The 13,272-nt window shown below is 42.1% G+C and carries 8 protein-coding genes and 1 pseudogene; 3 read left to right on the top strand and 6 right to left on the bottom strand.

Annotation, left to right across the window (positions count from 1 at the left end; all coding sequences use genetic code 11):
- Positions 1-127: 127 nt before the first annotated feature.
- The 3 genes and pseudogenes from QXL17_01615 (at position 128) to QXL17_01605 (ending at position 5,551) form a co-directional block, all read left to right on the top strand.
- Positions 128-1,852: a CocE/NonD family hydrolase gene (locus QXL17_01615; GenBank protein ID MEM4257833.1), complete on the top strand. Its 1,725-nt coding sequence runs from the start codon at positions 128-130 to the stop codon at positions 1,850-1,852.
- A 121-nt stretch (positions 1,853-1,973) separates the two neighbouring features.
- Positions 1,974-4,016 (top strand): annotated as a pseudogene (locus QXL17_01610) (CARDB domain-containing protein).
- Positions 4,017-5,008: 992 nt separating this feature from the next.
- The gene (locus QXL17_01605; GenBank protein ID MEM4257832.1) at positions 5,009-5,551 is read left to right on the top strand and encodes a hypothetical protein; all 543 of its coding nucleotides are present in this window, start codon (positions 5,009-5,011) and stop codon (positions 5,549-5,551) included.
- Here the strand turns inward: QXL17_01605 and arcS are convergent.
- The 6 genes from arcS to QXL17_01575 form a co-directional block, all read right to left on the bottom strand.
- Positions 5,542-7,392 carry an archaeosine synthase subunit alpha gene (gene arcS / locus QXL17_01600; protein ID MEM4257831.1) on the bottom strand — a complete coding sequence of 617 codons (1,851 nt, stop codon included), beginning with the start codon at positions 7,390-7,392 and terminating at the stop codon, positions 5,542-5,544. The two genes, QXL17_01605 and arcS, sit on opposite strands and share 10 nt — an antisense overlap.
- 62 nt (positions 7,393-7,454) lie before the next feature.
- The gene (gene purH / locus QXL17_01595) at positions 7,455-9,011 is read right to left on the bottom strand and encodes a bifunctional phosphoribosylaminoimidazolecarboxamide formyltransferase/IMP cyclohydrolase (protein ID MEM4257830.1); all 1,557 of its coding nucleotides are present in this window, start codon (positions 9,009-9,011) and stop codon (positions 7,455-7,457) included.
- A 99-nt stretch (positions 9,012-9,110) separates the two neighbouring features.
- Positions 9,111-9,428, bottom strand: a complete 318-nt coding sequence (locus tag QXL17_01590; protein ID MEM4257829.1) for a hypothetical protein — start codon at positions 9,426-9,428, stop codon at positions 9,111-9,113.
- Positions 9,412-10,722, bottom strand: a complete 1,311-nt coding sequence (locus QXL17_01585; protein MEM4257828.1) for a UbiD family decarboxylase — start codon at positions 10,720-10,722, stop codon at positions 9,412-9,414. Before QXL17_01585 ends, QXL17_01590 begins: the two co-directional genes overlap by 17 nt.
- 7 nt (positions 10,723-10,729) lie before the next feature.
- Positions 10,730-11,674, bottom strand: coding sequence for a mevalonate kinase (gene mvk, locus QXL17_01580; protein MEM4257827.1), 945 nt, complete (start codon positions 11,672-11,674; stop codon positions 10,730-10,732).
- Between the two features lie 162 nt (positions 11,675-11,836).
- The gene (locus tag QXL17_01575; protein ID MEM4257826.1) at positions 11,837-12,991 is read right to left on the bottom strand and encodes a VCBS repeat-containing protein; all 1,155 of its coding nucleotides are present in this window, start codon (positions 12,989-12,991) and stop codon (positions 11,837-11,839) included.
- Positions 12,992-13,272: the final 281 nt, after the last annotated feature.

Raw genomic sequence — 13,272 nt, 5'->3', positions numbered from 1 at the left:
TTTGATTCGAAAACAACACTGCATCGATGATAACCTGTCCCCCCCACATCCTGTTGATGCACTAAAGATAGAAAATATTTAAATCAGCAAACCTTGTTATCAAATAGTTAATACGGAGGTATACATCTTGAATAATTCTCTCAAAAAAATAGTATTCTTTGGACTATGTGGCTGTGTGATACTCACCACTCTTTTTTCATCAGGATGCATCAAACCAACAAGCTACATGGTAGAAATGCGTGATGGTGTCCACCTGGCAACCGACGTCTATGTGAGAAGAACACAGCGTAACGAACCACACGGTTCGATCCTCATCCGAACACCCTACAACAAACAGAGCTTAGGAATGTTTGGGTCCCTGGTTGCTTTGAAAGGCTGGCCAATGATCATTCAAGATGTCAGAGGGCGGTTCAATTCAGAAGGGAAAGACACCGTATTCAAAAACGATCACTATGATGGGTACGATACACTTCTTTGGATCTCAAACCAAACCTGGTCAAATAAGAAGATTGCAACATTCGGCGGCTCAGCACTTGGCATTATTCAGTATCTTATGGCCGGTGAGAATCCGCCAAGTCTTGCATGCCAATATATCCAAGTGGCAACCCCGGATCTGTACAAACATGCGATTTATCCTGGTGGACAATTTCAAAAAGCATTAGTAGAAGGTTGGCTCAACAGTCAAGGAAGTGGTTATATCATCCCAGAACTCCTCGCTCATGAAAACTACACCTTAGATTACTGGACGAACGTATCACTTGCAGATAACTGGCAGGATATCAACGTTCCTGCAATTCACATCGGCGGCTGGTATGACTGTTTCACCCAAGGAACAATCGACGGTTTCATGGGATATCAATACTATGGTGGATCTGGAGCTCAAGGAAAATCAAAACTTATCATCGGGCCATGGACTCATAGCGGTTCATACTCACGGATCCAAGGGGAACTCAGATATCCACCGAACGCAATTGATACCTTTTCTGCTGAACTTTTTTGGAATATGACCAAGATGTACACCATGGGAAAAAACACAGGTTTTGAAAACTGGCCAGCAGTAACCTACTACGTCATGGGAGATGTTACCAATGCCTCTGCACCAGGTAACGAATGGCGGTTCTCAGATATCTGGCCGATCCCCGCAACACAGCACACCTGGTACCTCCACGGAGATGGAACACTCAAACAACAACCTCCAGGAGATGCCCCACCAAAAACCTACCAGTATAATCCTACCAACCCGGTCCCAACACGAGGAGGGCGTAACCTGAATCTCCCAGCTGGTCCCTATGATCAACGAGAGGTTGAACAGCGTGACGATGTCCTCGTGTTCACCAGCCCGGTCCTCGACCAGCCCTACGAGGTAACCGGTCCAATTCAAGCAAAATTGTTTGTCTCCTCAGATTGTCCTGACACTGATTTCACCGTTAAACTCACTGATGTTTATCCTGATGGTCGGTCCATGCTCATCACTGATGGTATTCTGCGTATGCGCAATCGACATGGTTTTGACCACTGGGAATTTATGCAACCTGGAGAGATTTACGAAATAACTGTTGATTTATGGAGTATTTCCTATATCTGGAATACCGGTCATCAGATCCGCATTGCAATCTCTTCATCCAACTATCCGCGATTTCTAGCAAACCCAAACACCAATGATGCAATGTATCAAAATACGACGTATCGTATTGCAGAAAACACGCTGTACATTGATACCCAGCATCCTTCATGTATCATAGTACCTTATGTGTCTGAACAAAACTATACGGTGTACACCCCGCCGTCGCCTCAACATCGAAATCTTTTTTCGAGTCTTAGCAAACAATACACACAAACCACCTGGAGATAGTCAACCTGAAATGCTTCCATACTGATATAGCATAAAAAATGCTTAAAATTGTAAACAAATATTTATATATAATTCTAGATGATATATAGCAAAAATCACCAAAAAGTAGGTGGTATACCTTATGACAAACAAACGAGGTTCCTGTTTTCCAAGAAAGCTGATCTGCATCATCTTCAGTTTCTTTTTCTTCGTAAATATGAGCGGTACCTCTACTCCAGCTGAAACACTGCCTGATCTCATCATATATTCGGTTGACGCTCCAACCACCGTTATTGAAGGCAATCTTGTCAGCATCACGGTTCGCATCAAAAACATAGGAACAAAAAATATTACCACAGGAACGATCATTACAAACGCACTCCTTGTTGATGGAACTACCGTTGCAACCAGTAGTTATTCTCAAGAATTGCCTCTCGACGGGATCCGATATTTGAATCTCTCATGGACCGCAACCCTAGGAGCCACAACCCAACGAAATATCAGAATCGTTATAGATCCTCAGAATACACTTCAGGAGCTTGACGAAAACAACAATATCTATGAACAAATCATGGATGTCCGCGAGCGAGACACTGATCTCACCTTCAGCAGCGATATTTTTCTTTCAGGAAAACCACGGGTTGGTGAACAACTATCACTTTTCATACAAGTCACGAATCTTGGAAAAAACACCACAAAACAAATCAATGTATCATTTTACGTTAACAACACCATCAAACAACATCAAATCATCGAAGGGCTAGCTCGAGGAACACACATAAATCTCTCATTTGCATGGATACCACATCGATTCGGACCCTATGAACTCAAAATACGGGTCGATCCGAACAATATCATCGAAGAATATGATGAAAACAACAATCAAAAAATTCGTAGTGTATCTGTAGACGCAAGCCGGCTTACCTGGTGGAATACTAGCTGGCATTACCGACAATTCTACAACATCGCAGGAACAGGTAATCTCTCAGTAGCAGTGAATTTTACCCAACTTCTGAAAAATCTTGGCGTCGTCAATAAAACCTTTGATAATACCTCAATTCGAATCATTAGATACAACGAAAATGGTTCAATGCATAGCCTCATCACCAATGTCTCTTTTAATAAAACCAATTCATATCATAATGTAACCAATGCTCAAGGAACTCTCATCTGGCAAATAACCGCTCCTGCATATTACTACCTCTACTTCGACGTCAAAGAAAACCCAGGCGTTCGATCGGTGCTCCCTGAACTGCCTTTTATGCAACCCTCAGGAAACCCAAGTGTTCAATTCAAAGGTTCAGCTGAAGGATGGTGGTTCGAACAACTCCAGACTATCAACACGTTTTATATTCCTAATCAAAAACTCTACATCAACATGAGCAGTACAGCATATGCCAACAATGCTACTGCTCGTTTCTCCAAAGAAGGAAACTTTGATCATTCGAAACCGCTCACGACCACAAATTCTCTCACCTGGAAGACCATTGAAACCTTTTCACCAGCTCAAAAAGGAAACTGGACGTTAGAACTCCTTGGTTTTGACCATGCAGGATATCAAACCGAAATTCTCCGGATACGTTTCTATGTTGGCTACCCTGACTTGATCCTTGAAAACATCCGTTTTTCATCTGAATTCCCGCAAGATTCACCCATCTATGAGGGGAACACCATCCTCATCACAATCCAGATCACCGCACGGAATGCCTCGGTTAATAATGTCAACATTTCTGTGTATATCAACGGTGTGTACAACAAAGTAAGCTCAAAACCAAAAGTCAATCTCTCGAAAGGATCAAATACGGTTTCTTTCACCTGGTACGCCGCAACCAAAGGAACCTATACAGTATCAGTATACGTTGACCCGTTAAACAAAATACCAGAGTCAAACAACAATAACAACAACAAATCAGCATCACTTTCCATTGAAGGAACACCGGATCTTGGGATCGTGAGTATCTATGTACCACCAACAATATTCCAAGAAGAAACACCAGTTCCACTCTCAGCAAATATTAAAAACTCAGGACGTGGAAAAGCAGTCAACTACACCGTAAATCTCTACCTGGAACAAAACACCCAAAATATCATGTACTACTCTTCAGTTAAAAACAGTACTCTGATTACCCTTGCAATCAATGAGACAAAAAACATCACACTCAATTGGCCTTCTGCACACTATGGTCAAACCGGGGAATGGATTGTCGGGTTCAAAGTCCTTGCTACTTCCCTCAAACCTGATTACTACCTAGAAAATAATAGTAAAGCATTTTTCTCCTATCGGCTGAAAGTGAATAAAACCGAAAATCTTGCACCAGTGATTCTCCTCACACCTCTTGGTACCTACGAACGTGGCCAAAAAGTAACCATCACCGCACAGATCACCGATGCTTCTGGTATCCGAAATGTAACTATACGTATCAAAAACCCAGAAAACACGAGGTACACAAAAATCCTCAATGCATCCTCAAACAATCAATATACCTATATTTTTACACACACCAAAATCCTTGGAATCTATAACATTTCAATCCTTGCAACTGATGCTTCAGCTGCAGTGAAAAAAAGCTGGAAAAACAGTTCTTTTGAAATCGTTGAAGATACAACACCACCGGTGTTTGACTACTACGGTGTACACCCCTCAGTACAACTTGTTGGAAAACCTCTGACAATGAGCTGTATCGTCACAGATATCAACAATATCTCCTCCGTTTGGATACACCTACAATTTCCAGATAGCACGTACGAGAATCATACCCTTGACCAACAAAAAGACTCACATACTTATAGCATCTCCCTGAATTTCACCAAGCAAGGTCGATATCGATACCGGATAACCGCTGAAGATACTATTGGAAATCGACGACAAACCCCTGACCAAGAATTCTGGATCACCCAGGATCTCAATGATACCGATAGCGATGGTATGTCTGATACGTGGGAGATGCTCTATGGTTTGAATCCTCGAGATCCAACTGATGCATCAGGTGATCTTGATAACGATGGATACACCAATCTTGAAGAATATCAACAAGGAACAAATCCACAAGAAAAAAACACACTGTTTGGTACGATCAATGAACGAATTCTTGAACATATCAACTATCTTATAGCATCAGTGATTCTGTTTGGTTTTCTTATGATCCTTGTCTGGTTTGGCCTACGGAGGATGAAACAATGATCCAGAAACAAAAACCGGCAATCCTTGCATTCCTTTTCCTTGGAATCGCTGTATTCCTCATATCACTTTTTGATATTATCACCAACCAAGGATGGATGCTCGAAATCATGGTGATATACAGTATTCTCATCATTCTGCTCATCATAATGATCTCCGTCACCATTCGGCAACAAAAACCAAAGGAAGAAAAAAACATTGTCGAAGAATTCGAAAAGACACTCAAAGGAAACCTCCATCATTTCAAATGTCCGAAATGCTATGGCATCTTTGCAGTAAAAAAGTCAAAAAAGAACAACAAAAAAGAATTCCTGCTCACCTGCCCTGACTGCGGCTATCTTGGTCGCATCCCAAAAAAACCAACAGTTATAACCGCTGAAATACCTGAGAAAAAATCTGCACGAATTACATTCACCTGTAGTGATTGCAATGAGTCGGTCTCGCTGTGGGCTGAAGGTACCCAACCGGTTGCTGAAATCTCAATTCTCGTTTGCCCATACTGCGGCAAACAAAACACCATGAAACAAACAGATCAACAATGATGCCGCAATTTTACAGCTTCACCATGCGAAAGTTGTACCATCTCAACCCCGTTCATCACTGCAACACCAACACCACAAACCCTATGATCTCGTCGGATGACAACCTCATCGCCTACCCGTATTAACGGATCTGCATGTTCAACTCCTGGTGCAAATACCGATCCTTTTAACGGAAAATCATCAAAGATATCAACCCAGTAATGATCCCATGTGCCAATATGCATTGCTCCTTCTAAAGTGAGCGACAACAATCCTCGTTCCTGCGTGAGCATACCAAGTTGCCGGCTATGATGCATAAGTTTATAGAAAGGATATTTTCCTCGAACCTCAACACCACTGAATAATCGGTCAGTAATCTTCTGATCAAACTGATATAAAGCAAGACTGTACAGATTTTCAATGATTCTTTTTCGCAGATCACACACCGATTTACCACTTGAAAAACTACTCAATATCGAAAAAAGTTTTTGTAAAGATTTCTCAGAGGAGGGATCATCAACACATGTTACCGTTGAATCAGGAAGTACCTCACCAAGAAACTCTTGCATAACCTTCGGAAGATGAATAAAGACAGCATCATATCTGTTTTTTTCGAGATACTGCTGGAGAAGTTCCTGAATCATCTTCTTTTCATCTTCATCCCATACCCCTGTAACAGCAATATCATACCGAGCAGCAGGATACACAAGCTCTAACTCTCGAGGAACGAGACCCAATGGTGAAGTTACCATCACTTCATGAATACATGCAGAGTTTTCCACCTGCTGTAGAACGCTTTGGAATCGCCGGTGCGAAGGTGAAAATGAGTACGGCTTTCGCGCTGAACAGGGTAACAATAAAAGAATTTTAGCACTTGATGGCTTAGCATAACGAGAAAGTAATCGCTCCTGAAAACGACGGATCTCAGGTCTGTGCAGAGCATCTTTGGTTGTGGCACAAAGAACCGTCTTTCTGGTAATTGGCATTCGCTCTTCAAAAAAAGAGTACTTCTCAGCATCAAGAACTCGGAGAATCGCAGCTTGATGAGGACTACTCCGTACTCGTTGTTCAACCAGATCTCGTAGATTTCCCTGAAGAATCGCATGTCGAATTAAACAGATCTCCTGAACCATCACAGAATAATTATGCAGAAGGATGTCATCAGAATCCATCTGCTGTGGATCGTGATGCGCAGTGGTACATGCTGGACAACTACACGGCACTTCACGAAGCAGGTCCTTTTGAATATTTCCTGTCGGAAAAAGAAAAATATTATTCCGTGCGTTGAGAAATGCGGCCATCGAATCAAACAAATCAACACCCATATACGACAGTAAAGCAAGATTCCTTGGCTCTCCTAACGAAGGTAAATATACGATTTTTTCATATCCGACCTGCTCCCGAAGTTTCAAAAGGAAAAAAACAAATAACTCAACCCGGAGAAATGCCTGTCGCGCACCAGCAACAATCCAGAGAACCACATGATTATTGTTCGTAAACAAATCAAGACATTCGAGATTCGCAGGTATAACACAGTACGGCTGGGTGCTATGCTGTTTGGTATATTCATATGCATACCGATGCAGCTCAGCTGAAACATCAGAGGGAAAAAACAAAGAACTTGATACAGATTCTTCCTCAGGATTAAGAGCTGTGGTAAATAAACTCTGATCAAGAAGCAACCTTGGTTTCCCATCAGGTTTCTTCCCCGGCTCTTTAGTCACTATAATATCAGCAAAAACAGGAGATCTACATCGAGACGTCTCAACGAACACAATCGTTGGTGTTGTAACCTGCTGTTCAGAAATCATGATGTTACCAATTCGCGCAGCACCATCACGATGACTCATATGAAATTTCATCTGCTGACATATCAAGCTAGAGGATAAAAAAATTTGGATACAAAACCAGCATTGGTTTTCAATCAATGTCTAAAGTACCGCTGTCCAGTAAACACCATGATCAGATTATGTTCATCTGCCGCTTGAATAACCTCGTCATCCCTGATACTTCCACCAGGCTGAACAATAGCTCGAACACCTGCTTGTGCAGCGACATCAACCGCATCTCGAAACGGGAAAAATGCATCGCTAGCCATCACTGACCCTTGAATATTCTCCTTACCCTTGTGTGTCGCAATCCATGTTGCATCAACCCGAGAAGTCTGACCACCCCCAATTGCAACAGTTCTCGTATCCTTTGCAAAAAGAACTGAGTTTGATTTTACATGTTTCACACATTTCACTGCAAACATCATAGTCTCAAGCGTTTTTTCATCTGGTTGTAGTTTCGTAACCGTTTTCCAGTTTTTTAACTCAGAAAACCAAACATCTCGCTCTTGGACAAGAAACCCCCCTACAACACTTCGGAGTTGCAACCCTTTCCGTTGTTCAAAATGATCAATGTTTTCTACCTTTAAGAGTCGTACATTTTTCTTCTGAGAAAGAATATGTACTGCATCAGGACTGTAATTCGGTGCAATAATAACCTCAAGAAACTGTTTTGAAAGTTCCATGGCAAGCTCTTTTCCAACCTCTCGGTTAAATGCAACAATGCCACCAAATGGTGAATACGTATCAGTTGCAAATGCATCAAGCCATGCCTGTTTCAACGTTGATGCACATGCAATTCCACACGGAGTCGCATGTTTAATAATCACACAGGAGGGCATTGTAAATTCTTTGACGCATTCAAGAGCACAGTCGGCATCAAGAATATTGTTATATGACAGTTCTTTTCCATGAAGTTGTTTTGCATTCACAATACAGGGTTCATGTACCTCAGGTACTGCTTTGTAAAATGCTGCTTTCTGATGCGGATTTTCTCCATATCGAAGCTCCTGAACCTTCCGCATCGTCACTGAAAAAGTATCAGGAAGTATCTCCTCACTCCATAAACCACGCAAATACGTAGCAATGATCGTATCATACTGCGCAGTATGTGCATATGCTTCAATAGCAAAACGTTTCCGCTGTTCAAGACTGATATTTTTACCGTCGCGTAAGGCAGCAACTACCTCCGCATACTGCGATGGATTCGTCAGTACGACCACATCAGGATAATTTTTTGCTGCAGCTCGAATCAACGTTGGGCCACCGATATCAATGTTTTCAATAACATCAAAAAGACTCACTTGGGGTTTTTGGATTGTCTGCTCAAATGGATACAAATTACAGACAACATAATCAATCGGATGAATCTTCTGTCGATGCAATGTTTCCATATGGTTTTTATCTTCACGACGTGCTAAAATCCCTGCATGAATCACCGGATGCAACGTTTTCACACGACCATCAAGCATCTCAGGAAAGCCAGTGAGCTGTGAAACCTCAACAAAAGAAATACCTGCTTTTTTTAACACCGCTGCAGTTCCACCGGTTGTAACAATAGTAATACCACAATGAGTCAATTGTTCTGCAAATTCAGTAATTCCTCGCTTATCATACACGCTTAAGAGAGCATAGCCCTGATGAACCGTCATTACTCTTACCCACAGGACATATGTACCCAACTCATAAACATTTGGGTTTTACTCACATCACCAGAAACCACACAGTGAACCATCGAAAGCAAAAAAACGTTAAATCGTATTGATCAGCTGATTGCAGTTAGAAACCACCTGATCAATCTCTTGTTGTGTAGCATGATCAATATGGATGCCGCCAAGAACAACTACTCGCGTCTTATACTTCGCACATGCTGCAGTAGCAACTGGCTCTAACACCCGATGATCATAATGCCCGTTAAAAGATACTACATGTGGCTTTTTACCCGGTTCGCAGATCACCACGCCACCGATATGTGGTTTTTCTCCACCAAAAAGAAAAAAAACAAGATCCTCACCAATTTGTTTCCGCTCCAGAGTAACTAGATATTTTCCTTCACCGCAGGTAGGCATTCACATCAACTTTTTTATATCGAACAATCTCATACTTACTCTTCTCAATACCAGTAGGAATCGTTGCATCAACACCAACCTTTGCGGTGAGTGCTTTTTTCCCAGGTTCCTGCTTTGAGGAAGGATCCAGTGAACTGCCGGGTTGATCAGATTTCACAATCAAATCACGATCCCCTTGGAAACGGGTTGCGATCGCCCATTCAACAGCAACTGGATTATAAATATCAACATCATCATCAACAATCACAACATGCTTCATACTCTTATGACCTTCAAAAGCTGCTTCGATTGCTTTTTTTCCATCATCAGGATGTTTTTTTTCGATCTGAACAATACCATGAAGCCAAGAACCACCGCCAAGCGTTATCAACACATTCTTACATGTTACAACCTTACTCACCTCATCATAAATCGTCGGCTCTTTGGGCATCCCCATGAGAACTTTGTGTTCAAAACGACCAGGAATCAACGCCTGGTACATTGCATCTTTTCGATGGGTGATACAATCCACGACAAATACAGGTTCTTGCCGTTCGAAATCCCGTGTTTCCGTTAAATCAAGAAACGGTCCTTCTTTGTCAACCTCTTTCGTGAGACGACCTTCAAGAACAATCTCTGACAATGCAGGAACTTCAAGATCTTTTGTCTTACATTTCACCATCTCCATCGGATCAAGCGCATTCGCAATGGAAAACTCATCAACACCAGACGGTGGACCGAGCGATGCTGCAAGCATCACCGCAACTGAATTCCCAATGCAGACCGCCATCTCCAAATCACCATCGGTCTTATCATACGTCGTCCGAGTCTGACGGCCTTTAATAAGCCGAGCGGTGAATCTGTTTTTCCCTCGTTGCATCAATCGATGATACGCAACATTCCGCCCGGTATCAGGATCTTTAATGGTTGAAACTGTTGCTGTGGCATACCGTCCGCCATCACCAGGTAGATGCAGCAGCAACGGAAGCTGATCAAGATCTGGATTTTTTATAACCACTTCTTGACAGGGTGCTTTGTCAACAAGCTTAGGTTCAACAGGATGACGTAATGCGTTCACCAGTCGCATGAGAAGTTGATCTTTGGTTGTTCCAAGCGCCTCAGCAATAATATCTCGATTTGACGTAATGCCTGCAAAAACAGGAAAACGATACCCTTTCACCTGTTCAAAAAGAATCGGTTGTTCGTTAAACCCATGAATAACATTCGCAATCTCATACTCTACGGAAACTGGTTTCTTAACACGGATCAATTTATTCTGATGTTCAAGATGTTTCAGAAAATCCCGAAGATTCATAGTTCTCTTATTCCTCCCCAACTGCTCCGATCACGGTTTGGAGTGTTTGAAATCCTTCTTTTTCAATCGCATTTGCAACTTTTTTCTGCAGATCTCTTCCTGGTGTGAGTGCAATCATATTTCCACCAAGACCACCACCAGTTAACTTTGCACCATATGCTCCGTACTCCCGTGCTATACTGACAAGAAAATCAAGCTCTCGACTTGATACTTCAATCTGCTGTAACAACTTATGATTCTCATTCATCAACTTCCCAAGACCTTTATAATCCTCTTCCTGTAAAGCTCGTTTTGCAAGGTAGGTAATGTTCTCTGCCCGGTCGAAAATTTCTTTGTACTTCGCAGGGTTCTTTTCTTTCCGCTCACGAACTCCGGCAACAGCTGCCTGGGTATTTGCAACTTTTCCGGTATCAGCGATCACCACTTCTACTGGTGCAGAGATACTAATCCGATCAATAACATTTGGTTCACCTTTTTGGAACCAAATCAAACCACCATAGGTTGATGCAGTATTATCAACACCAGATGGCGTCCCATGATATCCTTTTTCCCCTTCAAATGCAACATCGTTAATCTCTTCATCAGAAAGATGTAAATCAAAATAACTTGATAATGCACGAGCAATTGCAACGCAGGATGCTGCACTTGCACCAATACCACTAGCTGCAACAAGATTCCCCTCAAGGATAACCTGGAAACCATGTTTTTTCGGATCAATATTCATCTTTGCAAGTATTCTTCGCAACGAATCTTGCTGCTGGTCCCTTTTCTCCTCTTTATATCGTGGTGTCGCCGGTCGGTTATCAACCAAGTGAACTTCAGGTTTTTCCCATGGTTCAATTCGAGCAACCGTATAGTTCCCAATTGCCGACACAATCGAAGGTATTCCATAGACAACAAAATGTTCGTTAAAGAGTATCGCCTTTCCGAAACCAATGCCTCGCCCTTTCATATCTATCCCATAATATTATACTCAAATTTTTTTAGGTAACAATATCAAATGAGTTTATTATATTTATGGAATACATCACAGAAAAAACAGCAACTCCTCCAAGAGAAGAATATCAACTTCAAGCAGAATCCACATATACGCGTGACATGTGAGATCTCCCAGCTATCCTGATGAAAACTTGTAAACCCACTGCATGAACTCTTGTCCGGCATCAATTGCGACATTGCCGATGCTGATCTCGTTGTTCCCATCGTTGTCGCAATCACCAATGTTTAACACTGCGATCCATCCCCACGTGGGAAGAACTGCCTCTTCCACATAGGTTTCACCATTCCACTGCAGAATATGTGTGACCCCTGCACCTGCACATACCTCATTAAATCCATCCGAATCCGTATCTCCGATATCGATTCCTTCAATCACTGGCTCTCCACCAGGCCATTGAAGATCAAACTGTTGATGATATGCTGTTCCATTCCATTTAAAAATCGAAATTCGTGGTGCATAAAAGCTAAGGAGAATTTCATTGTTCCCATCGCTATCAGCATCTTTACAGACACAGCCAAAGGGACCACCATTCTGCCCCATATACTGTTTTACAATGGTTGCATCAAACTGTTTTGTTGCTTTGTTCCAATCAAGAACAACAAGTTTATTCGCAGATGCTACCGCAAGCTCGTTTTCACCATCACCATCGATATCACCAAGACCAGGCATGTACACGTATCCATCAACACCAGGATCATCCCATACCGCTATTTTGAAGAGTCGAAAACCAATCCAGCGGAATACGACAACCTCAGGAACTTGCCCATGAAAACCGCCGCCAGTAACAATCAACTCGTTTTTTCCATCGTTGGTAATATCGCCAATGATACAATCAGCACTTCCTCCACCATGTCGGAAAATCCATGGATTCCAACCAAGAAATCGATAATTCCCGAGGATGTATCTATACACTGCAGTTCCCCACGTTGCAGCAATCTCATTGGTTCCATCATTGGTCACATCACCTATTGCAAAACCACCAGGATCCATCTGATAGAACGGATAGAATGGACAAAAAATCGTCTCAACCTCGTCATAGGTTCCAACAGCATCATTCCATTTCATAATTCTTAAGCGTTGATCACGTCCTCCGATAATCAACTCGTTTTTTCCATCATTATCAGCATCACCTATCGGCTGTGGTCCCTCATAGCGGGCGCCGAAACCAGGATTTGAACCATAACTCTGCTGCCACTGAAGTACATACCCTGAAGAAACCCAACTGCCAGATGACAGTTCTTGTTTATGCGCACCTAAAGATGAAATCATGAATCCACTCGTACACAAGATACACATTAGAAATAACCAACATTTCTTCATATACGACCCCTTAAAATATAATGATAATTATAGCTCATGGTGCATTTAAATATATCGATTGTCCCACCAGAGACTGTCAACTTAAGACACCTCCAAGAGAAGATTATACAAACCAGTCCAAGCAATAGACCATTGATTAATACTCTGTAAAGAGCTACGATGTGGAAAACGCTTCCAGAAGCGTTTCACACGAGCTTTATACTGATTATACCACTGCTCAATATGATTTC

The sequence above is a fragment of the Candidatus Thermoplasmatota archaeon genome (assembly GCA_038884455.1).
In the GTDB taxonomy this organism is placed as follows: domain Archaea; phylum Thermoplasmatota; class E2; order DHVEG-1; family DHVEG-1; genus JAWABU01.
This window is presented reverse-complemented; position numbering and strand designations above follow the sequence as displayed.